The sequence below is a fragment of the Paramixta manurensis genome, assembly GCF_013285385.1.
Lineage (GTDB): Bacteria > Pseudomonadota > Gammaproteobacteria > Enterobacterales > Enterobacteriaceae > Paramixta > Paramixta manurensis.
On the sequence record NZ_CP054212.1, the window covers coordinates 2,981,559 to 3,000,877 of the forward strand.

11 protein-coding genes are annotated in these 19,319 nt (G+C 54.0%); 7 read left to right on the forward strand and 4 right to left on the reverse strand.

The features are described from left to right. Positions 1-217 precede the first annotated feature (217 nt). Positions 218-1,798: a TerC family protein gene (locus PMPD1_RS14455; RefSeq protein WP_173634709.1), complete on the forward strand. Its 1,581-nt coding sequence runs from the start codon at positions 218-220 to the stop codon at positions 1,796-1,798. Positions 1,799-1,825: 27 nt separating this feature from the next. Here PMPD1_RS14455 and asmA read toward each other — a convergent pair whose 3' ends face one another. The 3 genes from asmA to udk are packed head-to-tail and all read right to left on the reverse strand — an operon-like array spanning position 1,826 to position 4,962. Beyond that, on the reverse strand, positions 1,826-3,670 hold the full coding sequence (gene asmA, locus PMPD1_RS14460) for an outer membrane assembly protein AsmA (RefSeq protein ID WP_173634710.1): 1,845 nt from the start codon (positions 3,668-3,670) through the stop codon (positions 1,826-1,828). A gap of 20 nt (positions 3,671-3,690) precedes the next feature. Next, a complete protein-coding gene (gene dcd, locus PMPD1_RS14465) occupies positions 3,691-4,272 on the reverse strand; it encodes a dCTP deaminase (RefSeq protein ID WP_173634711.1) in 582 nt (193 codons plus the stop codon). 48 nt (positions 4,273-4,320) lie between these two features. Continuing rightward, positions 4,321-4,962, reverse strand: a complete 642-nt coding sequence (udk, locus tag PMPD1_RS14470; RefSeq protein ID WP_173634712.1) for a uridine kinase — start codon at positions 4,960-4,962, stop codon at positions 4,321-4,323. Positions 4,963-5,248: 286 nt separating this feature from the next. Here udk and PMPD1_RS14475 point away from each other — a divergent pair, with 286 nt between their 5' ends. The 3 genes from PMPD1_RS14475 to yegD all read left to right on the forward strand — a co-directional run bounded on the left by PMPD1_RS14475 (position 5,249) and on the right by yegD (position 10,566). Further along, the gene (locus PMPD1_RS14475) at positions 5,249-5,917 is read left to right on the forward strand and encodes a phosphatase PAP2 family protein (RefSeq protein WP_173634713.1); all 669 of its coding nucleotides are present in this window, start codon (positions 5,249-5,251) and stop codon (positions 5,915-5,917) included. Positions 5,918-6,076: 159 nt separating this feature from the next. Next, positions 6,077-9,088, forward strand: coding sequence for a diguanylate cyclase domain-containing protein (locus PMPD1_RS14480; RefSeq protein ID WP_173634714.1), 3,012 nt, complete (start codon positions 6,077-6,079; stop codon positions 9,086-9,088). A gap of 125 nt (positions 9,089-9,213) precedes the next feature. Then, positions 9,214-10,566 carry a molecular chaperone gene (yegD, locus tag PMPD1_RS14485; RefSeq protein WP_173634715.1) on the forward strand — a complete coding sequence of 451 codons (1,353 nt, stop codon included), beginning with the start codon at positions 9,214-9,216 and terminating at the stop codon, positions 10,564-10,566. Here yegD and PMPD1_RS14490 read toward each other — a convergent pair. Further along, complete coding sequence (locus tag PMPD1_RS14490; protein WP_173634716.1) at positions 10,560-11,522, reverse strand: aldo/keto reductase; 963 nt, start codon at positions 11,520-11,522, stop codon at positions 10,560-10,562. The two genes, yegD and PMPD1_RS14490, sit on opposite strands and share 7 nt — an antisense overlap. Positions 11,523-11,827: 305 nt before the next feature. On the opposite strand from PMPD1_RS14490, the gene PMPD1_RS14495 reads away from it, so the two are divergent. From PMPD1_RS14495 to mdtC, 3 genes are read left to right on the forward strand one after another with little or no spacing between them, the layout of a single operon-like run. Further along, positions 11,828-13,063, forward strand: coding sequence for an MdtA/MuxA family multidrug efflux RND transporter periplasmic adaptor subunit (locus PMPD1_RS14495; RefSeq protein ID WP_173634717.1), 1,236 nt, complete (start codon positions 11,828-11,830; stop codon positions 13,061-13,063). Beyond that, positions 13,063-16,182, forward strand: coding sequence for an MdtB/MuxB family multidrug efflux RND transporter permease subunit (locus PMPD1_RS14500; RefSeq protein WP_173634718.1), 3,120 nt, complete (start codon positions 13,063-13,065; stop codon positions 16,180-16,182). The genes PMPD1_RS14495 and PMPD1_RS14500 overlap by 1 nt, the downstream gene beginning before the upstream one ends. Beyond that, positions 16,179-19,250, forward strand: a complete 3,072-nt coding sequence (gene mdtC / locus PMPD1_RS14505) for a multidrug efflux RND transporter permease subunit MdtC (protein ID WP_173634719.1) — start codon at positions 16,179-16,181, stop codon at positions 19,248-19,250. The genes PMPD1_RS14500 and mdtC overlap by 4 nt, the downstream gene beginning before the upstream one ends. Positions 19,251-19,319 lie beyond the last annotated feature (69 nt).

The window sequence follows — 19,319 nt, forward strand, 5'->3', positions numbered from 1 at the left end:
ATTTTATCCGCTGTTTTATTCACCAATGATAAAATTTCTCTCGCCATTTTTTGCATATACCCATTCAATATTCATGCCCCATAGAATGAAAATATTCTTCTAATGTTATCCATTTTGTCCTTTTAGGAATTATCTCATCCGTTGTTGCGTTTTCGTTATTCCACAGCCATCATCAATCTTATCGGGAAATTGTTTATGTTAAGGTGAATGTCTACATATGGAATGGATTGCTGATCCGTCGATATGGGCCGGTTTAATCACGCTAATTGTTCTTGAGCTGGTGCTGGGTATCGATAATCTGGTTTTTATCGCCATTCTTGCCGAAAAGCTGCCAACCGCCCAGCGCGATAGAGCGCGCATCACCGGTCTATTGTTTGCGTTGTTAATGCGTCTATTGCTGCTGGCTTCCCTCTCGTGGCTCTCTACCCTCACCGCACCGCTTTTCACGTTTCCGGGGCACGCTTTTAGTGCACGTGACCTGATCATGCTCTGCGGCGGCGTCTTTTTGCTGTTCAAAGCGACCACCGAGTTAAATGAGCGGCTGGAAGGAAAAGACGAGGACGAGGAGGCTCAGCGGCGAGGCGCCGGTTTTTGGGCGGTGGTCGCGCAAATTGTGGTGTTGGACGCGATATTCTCCCTCGACTCGGTGATCACCGCCGTGGGCATGGTCGATAGCCTGCCGGTGATGATGGCGGCCGTTACCCTCGCTATCTTCCTGATGATGTTAGCCAGCAAGCCCCTGACACGTTTTGTGAACAGCCACCCGACCATCGTGATTCTTTGTCTCAGTTTTCTGCTGATGATCGGTTTCAGCCTGGTGGCAGAAGGATTTGGTTTCCCGATCCCGAAAGGCTATTTGTACGCTGCCATTGGCTTCTCGATCCTGATCGAAGGGCTGAACCAGTTGGCGCAATTCAATCGGCGCCGCTTTCTTTCGGCCCGTATGCCGTTGCGTAAGCGCACCGCCGAAGCCGTGCTGCGCTTGCTACGTGGGCACCATGAAACTGCGGAACTGGATAGCGAAACCTCTTCGCTGGTGGCGGATAACGCGGAAAATCGCGCCATCTTTAATAAGCAAGAACGATTAATGATTGTACGCGTAATGGGGATGGGGCAGCGTAGCGTCAGCAGTATTATGACCTCACGCCACGATATTCAGCATATCGATCTGGCCGACTCGCCGGAAGCAATCCTGTCTCAGCTCGATCGTAACCAACACACACGCATTTTAATTACTGATAACAGTGACGACCCGCTGGGCGTGGTACACATTATCGATTTGCTTCAGCAATCGCTACATGAGCACTCACTGGATTTGCGCGCGTTAATCCGCCAACCGCTGGTGTTCCCTGAACAATTAACCTTGCTACAGGCGCTGGAGCAATTTCGCCATGCACGCACCCACTTTGCCTTCGTGGTGGATGAGTTTGGTTCGGTAGAGGGCGTGGTCACGCTCAGCGATGTGATGGAGACCATTGCCGGGAACTTACCCAATGAAAGTAATGAGGTGGATGCCCGCCACGATATTGTGCATAACGAGGACGGGAGCTGGACGGCGAATGGTCATATGCCGCTCGACGATTTGGTGATGTACATTGAACTGCCGCTGGACGAAAAACGCGACTACCACACCATCGCCGGATTGTTGATGGAGCATTTACAACGCGTTCCGCAGCAAGGTGAGGAGGTACAAATCGGTGATTATCTGTTCCGTACGCTACAAGTTGAACATCATCGGGTACAAAAGGTGAACATCACCTTCGTCGCGCCCACGCCAGAGTGGGATTATGAAGTTTGACGGCGGGAAACCTCCCGCCGTGCTCTGTTAGGGTTGTTTTAGCAGCTTTTTAACATCATTGGCTTTATTGTTATCGGGATGGCGATCAACCCACTGATTTAAGCGCGACTTGGCGGCATCCTGCACCCGTTTACGCAGCAATTGATCGACCTGCAGTGAGTATTGCAGGCTGTCCCAGCTACCGTAAATACGCAACGGTACAGCCGTTTGCCTGAGGGTTTCCACCAGCGCGTCATCCCCTTTCCAACCGGCGGTGACCTTGATATTAAAGGTTATATCGCACTGCTGTTTCGCCATATCCACCGCGCCGCCGCCGGTTAAATTCAACCGGGAAGAGTTCCCTTCAAGTTGCGTCAAACTAAGCGTGCCATGATTCAGCGTGGTGCTCCCCTGTAACCGCTCAATCTGCGTATCATTACTTTCCGCATCATCGCCGCTAACCCGACCGCTGTTTCGTTCCACCGCGCGCTGGATCATTTGTTGGAAATTGAGGCCGGCAAAACGCGCGTTGGTCAACGCCACTGACGCCCTGCCCTGCCAGACTTGTCTAAAGGCGTCAACACTCAACCCTTCGCCTTGCAGAACACCTTGCAACGAAAGCAGGCCATCAACGGTGTCCGGTAGCGCAAATGCTTTCAAAAGCGGCGACAGAGCAATATCTTGCAAATCCGGCCGCAAATTGACCTGCGTCTGCGCGGCGCGAACATCAACCGAGCCAGGCAGTGAGAAACGCCCTTTGCCTTGCTGACCGGAGAAAGTATTTATCGCTAATAACCCTTGCTGGTTCTGCGCATCAAGGGTGACATTTTGTAGTTCTACTCCTCGCCAACGCAGCGCATCGAGCCGCATTTTCAGCGAGGCCACCATAAAGTTGAGCGGATTGTTCGCGTTGTCATGCTCCGTGCGCTCAGCAATCACTGGCGCGCGCGATATGCCAGCGCCTGCCGCGCCGCCAACCTGCCCGGCAGCATTGTCACTGCTAATACCCAGCAATTTGTCAAAATCCAGCCTCGGTGAATGTAACGCCACCTCAATCTGCGGTTTTGTACCGAGCGTACCGCTCAGAGTGCCATTTAACTGGCTTTCATTCGCTTTAAGCTGCAAATCACTCAGAGTGAAGCGCTGCGCATCGTTATCCCAACTGGCGCTCATCACTGCATCGCCCTGGATGCCCTGGGTTGGTAAATCGGCGCCATTGAGTTGGTAAGTCAGCTCATCAATCTTACCGGAGAGACGATGCGGATATTCGCTGACATCCATCGCGCCTTTTAGTGACAGCTGGAGTTTGCGTTGGTCGCGGTTAACCCGGGTACTGACTTCGAGGTTAGCCTGCTTTCTATCGCTCTGCTCCATATCCAGATTGAGATCGCGGAAGGTAATCTCTTCACCGCCCGGCGGTTGCCACACCAGCAAACTATCCACCACCTGAAGTTTACCGATATCAAACTTCCAGCCGCTAATGGCTTCAGGCGTTGATGAATCACGCGGGCCGACCGGCGCGTTCTCCGGCTTTTGCGTTTCGCTATCCGCGGTTACACGCACCACGGCATTTTTCAACAACACCTGTTTTACGCTGAGTTGATGGGAAAGAAGAGGAAGAAGATTAACGTCCAGACGCATGTTTTCCGCCGTCACTAACGGTTGATGCGCGCCGGGCGCGGTAACCGACATACGGCCAGCAAGGATGCTCAACTGCGGCCAGACATGCCAGCGCAGGCTACCTTCGAGATGTAATTGGTAACCGCTACGCTGCTCAACTTGTTGTACCATGTAAGCGCGAAAATCGTTGGGATTAACCAGCAACACCAACGCAGTCATACCGGCCACAACCACTACCAGCAAAATAGCCAGCGTGGTAATCAGTCTTCTCATCAGTTCCTCTGTTCAGGCGCTTAATCTTTATCGATACGGCTGGCCACGGCGCCCTGCTGGCCCTTGTATTTGGCATCCTGGCGGCGGTTGTAAGGACGTAACGCCGGGCCGGAAAGCGGCTCAAAACTTAATGCGCCAATCAACATGCCCGGACGTAATGCCAACGGTAATTTTCCGGAGTTATAGAACTCCAGCACAATACGGCCCTGCCACCCCGGATCAATACGATGCGCGGTAACATGAACCATTAACCCCAAACGCGCCAGCGAGGAGCGGCCATCCAGCCAGCCGACCAGATCATCCGGCAGCGTAACCGACTCAAAAGTTACCGCCAGCGCCAGTTCGCCCGGATGCAGGAAGAACGCTTCGCCTTCCGGCAGCACAATTTCATCGCTCATTACGCGATCCAATGCGGCGCTCACTTCATCTTTCGGGCCGCTTAAATCTATAAACGCGGCGGTATGCCCGCGAAAAGTGCGAAATTGATTACCTAAACGCACGTCCACCGTGGCGCCATTAATACGCTCTACCGGCGGGCGCGGCGTAATATCTAACTTGCCGCTATCAAGCCAGGCTTCGATATCGCGGTCGCATAATCTCATTGCCGTTTACTCCATTAACGTCGTCAGTATAGCTAACAGTACCGTGCTCTATTCAAAGAACTGATTGATTTTCGCCTTAAGAATATCAATCGCGATGCGGTTCTTACCGCCGCGGGGCACAATAATATCGGCGTATTGCTTCGAGGGCTCAATAAACTGTAAAAACATCGGGCGCACGGTTTTCTGATACTGCGCCATCACCGAGTCCATCGAACGACCGCGCTCATTTACATCACGCTTCATACGGCGCATCAGACAAATATCCAGCGGGGTATCGACAAAAATCGAGAAATTCATCTCCTGGCGCAAACGCGCATCGGTCAGCAACAAAATGCCTTCCAGGATAATGACTTTCTTCGGTTTAAGATGGATGGTTTCTTTGGTCCGCGTATGTTCGACATAGCTATACACCGGCAGTTCAATGTCCTGGCCGGATTTCAACATCTGCAAATGCTGAAACAAAAGGTTATGGTCCATTGCGCTTGGATGGTCATAGTTGGTCTTAACCCGCTCTTCCATCGTCAGATGACTCTGGTCTTTGTAGTAGCAATCTTCCGGGATCACACCAATATGCTCGTCACCGACGCGGTCACGGACTTCGCGGTACAACGTACTGGCAATTAAACTTTTTCCCGATGCTGATGCGCCTGCGATACCGACGATGACGCACTGATGAGACTTGTCAGTCATAAAATTAAAGACCTGATAACTGTGTGACATACCGCAGAGCTTTGCTTAAGAGCAAAACGGATGCGATTGGTCAGGGAATGAGAGGGTTGATTCGCGGCAATTATAGGGAGTTAGCGAATTTGATGCCACAAAAAAGCGGCCCTCACTTTTCAGATTAACCCCTTTTGCGCATTTATGTTTCACCGATAAACTAGCGTAAATGCGATCGCACTCTCATTGTCATCACAAAGATTCAGAGCAATCCGCTGGTACAATGCCGATCGTACATTATCGATAAAGGAAGGCTATGACCTGGAAAGTATTAACCTATTTTGGCGATAGCATGCTGCTGCTGCCAACCGCAGTGATTATTGCCTTAATCATGCCGTGGAAAAGCGATAATCGCCGCGCCGTGTGGTACTGGCTATTGGCCTTTGGCTTAGCGGGCCTGATCGTCAGCGTGTCTAAAATTCTATTTATGGCGTTTGGAATTGGTAGCGCACGCTATAACTTTACCGGGTTTAGCGGCCATAGCGCCATGTCCGCGACGCTTTGGCCGGTCATGCTGTGGCTGCTTTCAGGCCGCCTTCCCCCTGTTTGGCGCCGCATTACGCTGGTTATCGGTTACCTGATCCCACTGATGGTTGGCGTCTCTCGGTTGGCGATCCATGCGCACTCGGTTAGTGAAGTTATTGCCGGACTGATACTCGGTTATACGTTAAGTAGCCTATTTTTGCTTTCTCAACGTCGCTCACAGTTAAAGGGCTTTAATCTGCCGCAAATCGGCGCGGCGCTACTGGTCCCGTTATTGATTATGGGGCACGGGCGCATCGCAACCACGCAAAGTTTTCTGGAGCACCTCTCAATGAACCTGGCCGGTCTGGAGAAACCCTGGACACGGTCCGATCTGCTAAAACTGCGCCAGCCCACGTCGCACGCTGTCGGCGCCCCGCAGTCCGATACCGCGCCATTATGATAATTAATGGGTAAACCAGGCGTATGACTTGCGCCATGCCGCAATATGATGATTTGTAACGAGCGCGTCGCAACGAATGTGTTATCCTGGCTGAAGTATTGTTGGGCGCGCTAAATCAGCTTGTTCGGTTCATGGCGCGATGCATGGCTGGATCCATTGATGACCACAGACACCTTATCGTCGCCGCGACCTTACTGGCAGACCTTTAGCCAGGCGCTGCGGCTTGGCGCACTAAGCTTTATTCTCACACTGTTTTGCCTCTCGCTTATCGCCGCAGACGGGCAGCTCTCGCCTATCTGGTTTCCCACGACGCTTATCACCGTGGTGGTATTTCGCGCTTCATCGCGCGCCATTCCGTGGTTGGTACTCGGTTGCATGGCAGGCCTTCTCCTCGCCAGCGCCATCATTATTGCCCCTTCGATTACCAGCTTAAAATATGCCGCGGTGAACTTGCTGCAAGGGCTGGCAGGCGGCTATCTGTTACGTTTATTACTCAACCGCAACGCACCGCTTAACTCGTTGCTAAACTGGAGCAAAATGGCGGTCGCCGTCGGGCTATTTACGCCATTATTAGGGGCCCTACTGGCGCTATGGTGGCTGCCAAAATCCGGTAGTGGCGCACTATCCTTTTTTAATACTTGGGTCATTGCCGAAATCATCGGCATGCTCGCACTTGGCCCGGTATGCTTGCTTTGGCAACCGGATGATGTGAAAGCTAAGGTTCGGCAAACCCTGCTACTTGAAACGCTCCTCACTCTGTTGATCACGCTAACGCTTTGTTTCTGTGCATTACGCTTTCTCCCCTGGCCATATACCTTTGTAATTGTGATCTTATTTTGGAGCGCGATACGCTTGCCGCGCCTTGAAGCCCTGGTGGTGTTTTTAGCCACTATTGCCATGATGGCGCTGATGCTGGTTCATGGGTTGATGCCAATGCCGCCACCGGTGCATACCTCATCTCGCCTCTGGCTGGCGCCGTGGCTCCCGTTTCTGCTGGTGCTATTACCGGGTCATATCATGGCGCAGGTGATGCACTCATTTCGGGAAGAGCGCAAACATATCAGCGAAAGCGAAGCCCGTTTCCGCAACGCAATGGAGTATTCCGCCATCGGAATGGCGTTGGTTTCCCCTTCCGGCGTTTGGCTGCAGGCCAACCAGGCGCTCTGTCGACTGTTGGGGTATCGGCAGGATGAGTTGCGGGACTTGACCTTCCAACAAATCACCCATCCCGACGATCTGTATGTCGATTTACAACAGCTTGAAGCACTACTGGCGGGTGAGATTAATAGCTATACCCTGGAAAAGCGCTATCTGCATAAAGAGGGGCAAGTCGTCTGGGCGCTGCTGGCGGTTTCGCTGGTGCGAGATGCCGAACATCAGCCGCTGTACTTTATCTCGCAAATTGAAGACATTACCGAACTCAAACAGACCGAAGACGTTAACCGTAAGTTAATGGAGCGGATCACTTTAACCAACGAAGCGCTCTTTCAAGAGAAAGAGCGCATGTTAATTACGCTCGACTCCATCGGCGAGGCGGTGATTAGTACCGATGAGGATTTGCGCGTGACCTTTATGAACCCGGTCGCCGAAAAGATGAGTGGCTGGACGCAGCGCCACGCGGCAGGCAAACCGTTGCGTGAAATTTTGCACATTACGCAAGGCCGTGAAGGGCCGGAGATGGAAAACTTGCTGCTGTGCGCACTACCGGAGAGTAAAACCTCCCCAAACCTTGATCGTGATTTGGTGCTGCATAACCACGTGGGCGAACAGTTCGACATTCATTACAGCATCACCCCGCTGAAAACCCTTGCCGGCGACAATATTGGTAGCGTAATGGTCATTCAGGACGTGAGCGAATCACGGGAGATGATGAAGCACCTAAGCTATAGCGCCTCACATGATATGCTCACTCGCTTACCTAACCGTGTCAATTTCGAGCATCAACTCAAGCGCTTATTACACTCTGCTAACGAATTGGCGCATCAACATCTGTTGGCCTTTATCGATCTGGACCGTTTTAAGGCGGTGAACGATACCGCGGGCCATGCGGCGGGTGACGCGTTATTACGTGACCTGGCGGAGTTGATGCAACGCTCGCTGCGCAGTAGCGATTTCCTTGCCCGTCTCGGCGGCGATGAGTTTGGTCTATTGCTGCCGGACTGCGACATCGATAACGGCAGAGAGATTGTTCAGCGCATCGTTAATGCAATTAATGACTTTCGTTTTTTATGGGAAGGAAGGCTGTATCGGATTGGCGCCAGCGCCGGGTTAACCTGCATTCATCACGACAATAGCTCCGCCAGTGAAGTCATGGCGCAGGCCGATCTGGCCTGTTATAACGCCAAGCACAGCGGTCGTGGTCAACTCGCTTTCTATGAAGCGCGGCTACAGAGCGATAAACACGCGCAAACCAACCAACAAGAAAGTGAAAAAATCATTCAGGAAAACCCACTCCGCCTGGTCGCCTGGGCAGTCGCGCCGCCGCGCAAAACACAAGCTATCAGCTTCTACTTACTGGATGCGCAGAGCCATACGCACGACGGGGTTCTGGTGGAAGCCACGGCGCTACGCGCCAGTTTGCAAGATGACAGCGCACTCATTTTATTAGACAGGAAGCTGCTGGAGACTTTTTTCAATGACTACGCTGCGGATATTGCGCGCAAGGGGTTAACCGTTGCGTTACCGCTCTCTACCGCCGCGCTACGCGACAAAAACTTTGTCGACCAGCTTTGCCAGAACATCGCCGCTCATGCGCTCCCGGCGTCACAACTCTTATTCAGCGTGGATAGCGAGGCGGTACTCACGCAACATCCAGACCTCCGTTACCACTATCGTCGCTTACAGGCGCTCGGCTGCCGCCTGATCTTGCGTGAGTGTGGCCGCAATTTAGATATTTTCCAGCAGCTACACAGCGGCGATATTGATTATCTGCTGTTTAGCGCGGACCTAGTGGCTAACGTCCACTGTAATTTGATGGATGAAATGCTGGTCTCCATTATTCACGGGCATGCCTCACGGTTGAATATTGCGACAATCGCTGGTCCCATTGAGCTACCGATTGCGTTAACCACCCTCGCCGCAATCGGTGTTGATGGCGCATGGGGCGAAGCGATTGCCAGCCGGGAAGCACTTCGTCCGCTGCTCTCAAACGGCTATTTCGCGATTAAATAGCCTGAACGCCGGCAAGTTGCGTCAACGGGACGCCACCGCTCAACCGTATAAATAACGAACATATTGCCATCCTGGGCGTCGTGCGCTAAAGTTTGCCCCTTTTTTTCTCTACAGGGGGCGAGAAAATGTATATCGGTTTCGATTACGGTACGGCAAACTGTTCGGTCGCGGTGATGGAAAAAGACTCACCAAGGTTGCTGGCGCTGGAAAACGGTTCACCCTGGCTACCCTCCATGCTTTGCGCCCCCACGCGTGAGGCCATCAGCGAATGGCTCTTCCGTCAGCACCAAATTCCAACGCCGGATGAAGAGAGCCAGGCATTGTTGCGTCGCGCCATCCATTTCAATCGCGAAGAAGACATTGAGGTCACCGCGCATAGCGTACAGTTTGGCCTGGCGGCGCTGGCGCACTATATGGAAGACCCGGACGATGTCTGGTTTGTTAAATCCCCCAAATCCTTTCTCGGCGCCAGTGGCCTGAAACCACAACAAATTGCGTTATTTGAAGATCTGGTGTGCGCCATGATGTTGCATATCCGTCAGACCGCCGAGACGCAATTACAGCAACCCATTACCCAAGCGGTTATCGGGCGCCCGATTAACTTTCAGGGCCTGGGCGGCATTGATGCCAACCGCCAGGCGCAGGGAATTCTTGACCGGGCGGCGAAACGCGCCGGGTTCCAGCAGGTCGTCTTTCAGTTTGAACCTGTCGCCGCTGGGTTGGAATATGAAGCCACCCTACAACGGGAAACCCGGGTACTGGTGGTCGATATCGGCGGCGGCACCACCGACTGTAGCATGCTACTGATGGGGCCGGAGTGGCGGGCAAAAGCGGAACGCAGCGCCAGTTTGCTCGGTCATAGCGGCTGCCGCGTAGGCGGTAACGATCTTGATATTATGCTGGCGTTTAAAGAATTAATGCCGCACCTGGGCCTCGGCGGTCAAACCAATAAAGGGATGGCCCTCCCGGCACTCCCCTGGTGGAATGCGGTCGCTATCAACGATGTTCCGGCACAGAGTGATTTCTATGCTGCCGCCAACCGCAAACTCTTGTTGGATTTAATTCGCGATGCACAACATCCGGATCAGGTGAAACGTTTGCTGAAAGTACAAGAACAACGCTTAAGTTATCGTCTGGTACGCGCGGCGGAAGAGAGCAAAATTGCGCTATCGGCGCACAGTGAAAGCGAGGCGTCGTTGCGGTTTATTGAGGCTGCGCTGAGTACGCAAATCACGGTTGACGGTTTGAAAGCGGCCATTGCACAGCCGCTGGAACGTATTCAGGAACAGGTCAAACTGGCGTTAGAAACCAGCGATACCCGCCCTGATGTCATTTACCTAACCGGCGGGAGCGCCAAGTCGCCATTGCTGCGTCAGGCATTGCAGCAACAGCTCCCGTCGATCCCGCTTGCCAGCGGCGATGACTTCGGTTCAGTCACCGCCGGATTGGCACGCTGGGCGCAGGTGGTCTTTCAGTAACGGCTCGCGTCGGCAAGCTGTTTTATTTCGTCGGCGCTGAGCGTTAAGGTCGTGGCTTTTACCAACTCATCAACCTGCGGTAAAGAGGTGGCGCTAACAATTGGCGCGGTGATCCCCGGCCGGGCGATTAGCCACGCCAGCGCAACCTGTGAAGGGGATGCCTGATGAGCAGCGGCCACGTCATCCAGAGCCTGGATAATCCGCTCGCCACGCGCATTCAGGTATTGCTCCACCACTTTTGCGCCGCGTTGGCTTTTATTCGCGTCTTCCGCCTTACGGTATTTGCCACTCAGAAAGCCGCTGGCCAGTGAATAGTAGTTAATGACGCCAAGACCGTTATCAATCGCCACCTTCTCCAGCCCGCTTTCATACTCCTGACGGTCATACAGGTTATATTCCGGCTGTAGCGTCTCGTAACGTGCCAAGCCATGTTGATCGCTGATGTCTAATGCCTCGCTAAGCCGTTCCGCACTATAATTCGAGGCGCCAATCGCCCGGACCTTCCCTTCTTTGATCAGCGCATCGAAGGTCGCTAAGCTTTCTGCCAGCGGCGTATCCTGATCATCGCGGTGTGCCTGATACAGATCGATATAATCGGTTTGTAAGCGCCGCAATGAGTCTTCAACCGCCTGACGGATATAGCCAGGTGCTAAACCACTTTTCCCCGGCCCCATTTCAATTCCGACCTTGGTCGCCAGAATAATACGGTCGCGCTTACCGCTTTTCTTTAGCCATTCACCGATAATGGTTTCTGATTCGCCGCCTTGATTACCCGGCGCCCAGCGCGAATACACATCGGCGGTATCAATAAACCACAACCCTTTTTCTACCAATGCATCAAGCAGCGAAAACGAGGTATCCTTGTCGACCGTCCAGCCAAAAACATTGCCGCCAAATGTTAGATGTGGAACCTGAATATCGGTGCGGCCTAGTTGACGTGTAGCAGAGTGACTCATGATTGTTCTCCGTAAGCGTGAGTGATTTCTGGCAAGAGATTGAGCTTAGCAAACATTTTTCGATCCGCTTTGACGATTTCCGGCCCCGGTTATATACCCTAAATAATTCGGGTGAACGAATGCGGCTAACGCTCCTGCCGCTTGAAGTATGACGGGTATAGCTGAATACTTACGCTACCAATACAGTTATCCTTATTTCCTCCATTTTTTAGCGCAGTGACATGGCTACACTATTTATCGTGCGGGTTGTCGTTTTTTACCCCGCCAGGACCGCACGACTACACGCCGGAGAGCAATAAAACACGATGAATGCCACACGCCAGTTTCCTAAAAAAGTTCTGATTATCGCCCTTGCCGTCATCATAGCCGCAGGCGGCTATTACCTCTGGCAACATCATAACGGCAGCGCGCCCACGGCGGGAAAACAGGCCGCTGGCCAGTCGCACCGGGGTAAAGGCGGCCGTCGCAATATGCCGCTGGCGCCCGTGCAGGCAAGCAGCGCGCAAACGCAAAGTGTGCCGCAATACCTTTCCGGGCTGGGTACCGTCACCGCCGCCAATACGGTTACCGTGCGCAGCCGGGTTGATGGGCAACTGATGGCGCTTCATTTCACCGAAGGGCAACAGGTGCAAGCCGGTCAGTTGCTGGCGGAGATCGATCCGCGCCCTTTCCAGGTGGCGTTAACCCAGGCACAAGGGCAGTTAGCGAAGGATCAGGCCACGCTCGCCAACGCACGGCGTGACTTGGCGCGTTTTCAGAAACTGGTAAAAACCGGCTTAGTTTCGCAACAGGATTTTGATACTCAACAATCGCTGGTTAATGAAACGCTTGGCAGCATTAAAGCCGATGAAGGGAGCGTTGCCAGCGCACAGCTTAATCTGACCTATAGCCGCATTACCGCGCCGATTACCGGTCGGGTCGGCCTCAAGCAGGTGGATCTTGGTAACTATATTACCAGCGGCGATACCACCGGCATTGTGGTCATCACGCAAACGCATCCGATTGATGTGGTATTCAGTCTGCCGGAAAATGATATTTCGTTAATTCTTCAGGCGCAAAAAAGCGGTCAACCGGTTGAAGTGGACGCCTGGGATCGCAGCAATCAGACGCGTCTCGCCAGCGGGCAGTTACTGAGCCTCGATAACCAAATTGACACCACCACCGGCACCATCAAACTCAAAGCCCGTTTCACCAACGATGATGACGCCCTGTTTCCTAACCAGTTCGTTAACGCCCGGCTCAAAGTGAATACTCTGCAAGATGCGGTGGTTATCCCGGCGGCGGCGCTGCAAATGGGCAATGAAGGTAATTTTGTTTGGGTAGTGAATTCCGACAATAAAGTCAGTAAGAAGCGCGTCACGCCGGGTATTCAGGACAGCCAGAAAGTAGTGGTGCGCGATGGGCTGGAGGCGGGTGAACGCGTGGTAACCGATGGCTTAGACCGCCTAACCGAGGGCGCAAAAGTCGAAGTGGTCGCGCCACAATCAACGCCGCTCACCTCCGGCAAAAAAGTGCAGCCTGCCAAAGGGGATCGTGACTGATGCAGGTGATGCCTCCTAACGCGACCGGCGGTCCGTCGCGTCAGTTTATTCTTCGTCCGGTAGCCACTACCCTGCTGATGGTGGCGATTCTGCTGGCCGGGATTATCGGTTATCGCTTTTTGCCGGTCTCCGCCCTACCGGAAGTTGATTACCCCACCATTCAGGTGGTTACCCTTTATCCCGGCGCCAGCCCGGATGTGATTACCTCGGCGATTACCGCGCCGCTTGAACGTCAGTTTGGTCAAATGTCCGGCCTGAAACAGATGTCTTCGCAAAGCTCGGGCGGTGCTTCGGTAGTCACCCTGCAATTCCAACTGACTTTGCCGCTGGATGTCGCCGAGCAGGAGGTGCAAGCGGCGATTAACTCTGCCACCAACCTACTGCCTACCGACCTGCCGAACCCGCCGGTTTACAGCAAAGTTAACCCGGCCGATCCGCCGATTATGTCTCTGGCGGTCACCACCACCAGTATGCCAATGACCCAAGTGCAGGATATGGTTGAAACCCGTATCGCACAGAAAATTTCCCAGGTTTCCGGCGTGGGGCTGGTTACGCTTTCCGGTGGGCAACGCCCGGCGGTGCGGGTAAAAATGAATGCACAGGCGCTGGCGGCGCTCGGCCTGAATAGTGAGGATGTACGCACCGCTATCAGTAATGCCAACGTAAACTCCGCCAAAGGTAGCCTGGATGGCCCGGCACGCTCAATCACGCTTTCTGCCAACGATCAGATTCAATCGGCGGAAGATTATCGCCAGATTATTGTGTCCTATAACAACGGCGCGCCGGTTCGCTTACGCGATGTCGCCACCGTTGAACAGGGCGCGGAGAATAGCTGGCTTGGCGCCTGGGCCAATCGCCAGCAAGCGATCGTGATCAATGTTCAGCGTCAGCCGGGCGCCAATATTATTACCACGGCGGATAATATTCGGCAGATGTTACCAGGGCTAACCGCATCACTACCCAAATCGGTCGATGTGAAACTCCTCTCTGACCGCACCACCAATATCCGTGCCTCAGTACATGATGTTCAACTGGAACTGATGCTGTCGGTAGCGCTGGTGGTGATGATTATCTACCTGTTTTTGCGCAATGTTCCCGCCACCATTATTCCGGCGGTGGCGGTTCCGCTCTCGCTAGTCGGTACATTCGCCGCCATGTATCTGCTCGGCTTCTCGGTCAATAACCTGACCTTGATGGCGCTCACCATCGCCACCGGTTTCGTGGTGGATGACGCGATTGTGGTGATTGAAAATATCTCACGCTATATCGAACAAGGCGAAAAGCCGCTGGCCGCTGCGCTGAAGGGCGCCGGCGAGATCGGTTTTACCATTATCTCCCTCACCTTCTCACTGATTGCGGTTCTGATCCCGCTGCTGTTTATGGGTGATATTGTTGGTCGCCTGTTTCGTGAGTTCGCCGTCACGCTGGCGGTCGCGATTTTGGTGTCGGCTATCGTCTCGCTGACGCTGACGCCAATGATGTGCGCACGTATGCTTAGCGCGGAATCCTTACGTAAACAAAACCGCTTTTCTCGTGCCAGCGAAGCGATGTTTGAACGGGTGATCGCCGCCTACGGGCGTTTTCTGACCCGCGTATTGAACCACCCGTGGCTCACGCTCAGTGTTGCCATCGGCGCCCTGCTGCTCTCGGTGCTATTGTGGATTGTGATTCCAAAAGGGTTCTTCCCGGTGCAGGATAACGGCATCATTCAGGGAACGGTACAGGCACCGCAGTCGGTTTCTTACGCCAGCATGGCCCAGCGCACCCAAGATGTCGCCTCAATCATTATGAAAGATCCGGCGGTACAAAGTCTCACCTCGTTTGTCGGGGTTGACGGGACCAATCCGGCGTTAAACAGCGGGCGTCTGCAAATCAACCTCAAGCCGCTAGATGAACGTGATGATCGCATTCCGGCGGTGATCTCCCGCCTGCAAAATGAAGTGGCGAAGCAGCCTGGCGTGCAGCTTTATCTCCAGCCGGTGCAGGATTTAACCATTGATACCCAAGTCAGCCGCACGCAGTATCAATTCACCTTGCAGGCCGGATCGCTCACCTCATTGAGTAAATGGGTGCCGCAACTGTTAGAACGCCTGAAACAGCTACCGGAGCTGCAAGATGTCAGCAGCGACTGGCAGGACCAGGGGCTTGAGGCTTATGTAGAAGTCGATCGCGATAACGCTAGCCGCCTCGGCATTTCGATGTCTGATGTCGATAATGCGCTGTATAACGCCTTCGGGCAGCGCCTGATTTCAACCATTTATACCCAGGCTAACCAATACCGCGTAGTGCTGGAGCAGGATAATCGTGAAACACCCGGCCTTGCCGCGCTGGAGGGTATCCGCCTCACTAGCAGTGAAGGCGGTAGCGTGCCGCTAAGCGCCATTGCCACCATCCAGCAACGACACGGGGCACTTGCCGTTAACCATCTCGACCAGTTCCCGTCGACTACTTTTTCGTTCAACGTCACGCCAGGTCATTCACTGGGCGAAGCGGTGCAAGCAATCACCGAAGCGGAACAGCAGTTGGAGATGCCGTCGGAAATTATGACGCAGTTCCAGGGAAGCACCCTCGCCTTCCAGGCGGCGCTAAGTAGCACCGTTTGGCTGATTGTCGCGGCGGTGGTGGCGATGTATATCGTACTGGGCGTGCTATATGAAAGCTTTATCCATCCAATAACCATTCTCTCCACCTTGCCTACGGCGGGAGTCGGCGCGTTACTGGCGTTGATGTTAAGCGGTAATGAACTGGATATTATCGCCATCATCGGGATTATTTTGCTGATCGGCATCGTGAAAAAGAACGCCATCATGATGATTGATTTCGCGTTGGCCGCCGAGCGCGAACAGGGAAGAACGCCGTATGATGCCATTTATCAGGCCTGTTTATTGCGCTTCCGCCCAATTCTAATGACCACGCTGGCGGCGTTACTTGGCGCTCTGCCACTGATGCTCAGCACCGGCGTCGGCGCAGAACTACGTCGCCCGTTGGGGATTGCGATGGTTGGCGGTTTGATTTTGAGCCAGATACTGACGCTGTTTACCACGCCGGTTATCTACCTACTGTTTGATCGCCTGTCGCATGCCACGCGCCGCCGCTTCAAACGTGGGGAGGTTGCGTGAAGTTTTTCGCCCTGTTTATTCATCGCCCGGTGGCTACCTGCCTGTTAACACTGGCGATCGCGCTGGCCGGGATCCTCGGGTTCCGGTTGCTACCGGTGGCGCCGCTGCCGCAGGTGGATTTTCCGGTCATTATGATCAGCGCCTCGTTACCTGGCGCCTCGCCGGAAACCATGGCGTCTTCAGTCGCAACGCCGCTGGAGCGTTCGCTTGGGCGAATTGCGGGCGTCAGTGAAATGACCTCCACCAGTTCGCTCGGTAGCACGCGGATCATTCTGGTCTTTGATTTTGACCGTGATATCAATGGCGCGGCGCGTGACGTGCAGGCCGCCATCAATGCGGCGCAGAGTCTGTTGCCGACCGGGATGCCCAGCCGCCCCACTTACCGTAAAGCTAACCCGTCCGATGCGCCGATTATGATCATGACGCTAACGTCGGACACTTACTCTCCCGGCCAATTGTATGACTACGCCTCGACGCAACTGGCGCAAAAACTGTCGCAAATTGACGGCGTCGGTGACGTGACGGTTGGCGGTAGCTCTCTGCCCGCGGTGCGCGTAGAACTGAATCCACAAGCGCTATTTAATCAAGGCGTTTCGCTGGACGCAGTGCGTCAGGCCATTGCTGCCGCCAACGTACGCCGTCCGCAAGGCGCGCTCGAAGATCATCAGCAGCGCTGGCAGGTGCAAACTAACGATGAACTAAAAACGGCGAAGGACTATCAACCGTTGGTGGTGCATTACAACAACGGTGCGGCGGTACGGCTACGCGATGTCGCCACCGTGAATGACTCGGTGCAGGATGTGCGTAACGCCGGGATGTCCAACGCGCGTCCGGCGGTACTGCTGGTGGTGCGGAAAACCGCCGATGCCAACGTCATCGACACGGTGGATCGTATTCGCGCTGAAGTGCCGGAGCTGCAGGAAATCATGCCAGCGGCCATCAGTCTTGAAGTGGCGCAAGATCGTTCCCCCACTATTCGCGCCTCGCTGGATGAAGTCGAACAGTCGTTAGTGATTGCCGTGGCGCTGGTTATCCTGGTGGTGTTTTTATTCCTCGGTTCCGCCCGCGCCACCTTAATTCCGGCGGTAGCGGTTCCGGTCTCGCTGATCGGCACCTTTGCCGCAATGTATTTGTGCGGCTTTAGCCTCAATAACCTGTCGCTGATGGCGTTGACCATCGCCACCGGTTTCGTGGTCGATGACGCCATTGTGGTGCTGGAAAACATTGCGCGCCATATTGAGGCGGGATTAAAGCCGCTGCAGGCCGCGTTGCAAGGGGTGCGCGAAGTTGGCTTTACGGTGTTGTCGATGAGTATATCGCTGGTGGCGGTGTTTATTCCGCTGCTACTGATGGGCGGCATTGTCGGACGACTGTTTCGCGAATTCGCCGTGACATTATCGGTCGCGATTTTGATTTCATTGGCAATCTCTATCACCCTCACGCCGATGATGTGCGCGTATTTATTAAAAGGGCACAGTAAACACAGTCAGCCACGGATCCGCGGCTTTAATCGGCTATTGCTGGCGCTCCAGCGCGGCTATGGCCGCTCATTACATTGGGTACTGGCGCACGCGCGCTGGACGCTGTTTGCGCTGCTCGCAACCATCAGTTTGACCATTTATCTGTATATCTCCATTCCAAAAACCTTCTTCCCGGAGCAGGATACCGGTCGTCTGTTGGGCTTTATTTCCGCCGACCAGAGCATTTCATTCCAGGCGATGCGCGGGAAGTTGGAAGACTTTATGAAAATTGTCCGGGAAGACCCGGCGGTAGACAATGTGGTCGGTTTTACCGGCGGCTCGCGCACCAACAGCGGATCAATGTTTATTTCCCTAAAACCGCTGAGCGAACGGAAAGAAAACGCGCAGGAAGTGATCGCTCGCCTGCGTGGGAAACTGGCGAAAGAGCCAGGCGCCAGCCTGTATTTGAATGCAGTACAGGATATCCGTGTTGGCGGGCGCGAAGCTAACGCCAGCTATCAATACACCCTGCTGTCCGATAACCTGGCCGATTTGCGTGAGTGGGAGCCGAAAATCCGCCAGGCGTTTGCCAGCCTGCCAGAACTGGCGGATGTGAATTCCGATCAGCAAGATAAAGGCTCGGAAATGGCGCTGACGTATGACCGGCAAAGTATGTATCGCCTCGGTATTGACGTGTCGGACGTCAATGCTTTATTGAACAATGCCTTTGGTCAACGACAAATTTCCACTATCTATCAACCACTTAACCAGTACAAAGTGGTCATGGAGGTGGAGCCACGTTATACCCAAGACATTAGCGCGCTGGATCAGATGTTCGTGATCAATAAAGAGGGTAAATCCATCCCCCTCTCTTACTTTGCGCAATGGCAACCGGCTAACGCGCCACTCTCAGTCAACCACCAAGGGCTTTCCGCCGCCTCCACCATCTCGTTTAACCTGCCGGAAGGCGTTTCTCTGTCGCAAGCGTCCGATGCGATCGACCGTTCAATGGCCGCGCTTGGCGTACCATCCAGCGTGCGCGGCGCGTTTGCCGGTACCGCGCAAATCTTCCAGCAGACGCAGAGCAGCCAGATTTGGTTAATCATTGGGGCGATTGCCACGGTGTATATCGTGCTGGGTATTTTGTATGAGAGCTATGTACATCCGCTCACTATTCTGTCGACCTTGCCCTCAGCTGGCGTCGGAGCGTTACTGGCGCTGGAGTTATTTAGCGCGCCGTTTAGCCTGATCGCCCTGATTGGCATCATGCTGCTGATTGGCATCGTCAAAAAGAACGCCATCATGATGGTGGACTTCGCACTGGAAGCGCAACGTAATGATAATTTATCGGCGCGAGAGGCAATTTTTCAAGCCTGTTTACTGCGTTTTCGTCCCATTTTGATGACCACGATGGCGGCGCTGTTAGGCGCGCTGCCATTGGTGCTGACCAGCGGAGATGGCGCCGAATTGCGTCAACCGCTCGGTATTACGATTGCAGGTGGCCTGGTAATGAGCCAGTTGTTGACGCTGTATACCACGCCGGTGGTTTATCTCTTTATGGATAAACTGCGGCGGAAACGGAAGATAACGGTCGCCACGGCATCTTGATTGCCGAATGGTAAACAACCGAGGACGGCGTTCCCGCAGGCCGGTTAACAGCCTCTTGCGCTCGCCGCC

Bases quoted from the DNA above. Each gene is read 5' to 3' on its own strand.
- PMPD1_RS14455 (WP_173634709.1), top strand. From the start codon at position 218: ATGGAATGGATTGCTGATCCGTCGATATGGGCCGGTTTAATCACGCTA.
- asmA (WP_173634710.1), bottom strand. From the start codon at position 3,670: ATGAGAAGACTGATTACCACGCTGGCTATTTTGCTGGTAGTGGTTGTG.
- dcd (WP_173634711.1), bottom strand. From the start codon at position 4,272: ATGAGATTATGCGACCGCGATATCGAAGCCTGGCTTGATAGCGGCAAG.
- udk (WP_173634712.1), bottom strand. From the start codon at position 4,962: ATGACTGACAAGTCTCATCAGTGCGTCATCGTCGGTATCGCAGGCGCA.
- PMPD1_RS14475 (WP_173634713.1), top strand. From the start codon at position 5,249: ATGACCTGGAAAGTATTAACCTATTTTGGCGATAGCATGCTGCTGCTG.
- PMPD1_RS14480 (WP_173634714.1), top strand. From the start codon at position 6,077: ATGACCACAGACACCTTATCGTCGCCGCGACCTTACTGGCAGACCTTT.
- yegD (WP_173634715.1), top strand. From the start codon at position 9,214: ATGTATATCGGTTTCGATTACGGTACGGCAAACTGTTCGGTCGCGGTG.
- PMPD1_RS14490 (WP_173634716.1), bottom strand. From the start codon at position 11,522: ATGAGTCACTCTGCTACACGTCAACTAGGCCGCACCGATATTCAGGTT.
- PMPD1_RS14495 (WP_173634717.1), top strand. From the start codon at position 11,828: ATGAATGCCACACGCCAGTTTCCTAAAAAAGTTCTGATTATCGCCCTT.
- PMPD1_RS14500 (WP_173634718.1), top strand. From the start codon at position 13,063: ATGCAGGTGATGCCTCCTAACGCGACCGGCGGTCCGTCGCGTCAGTTT.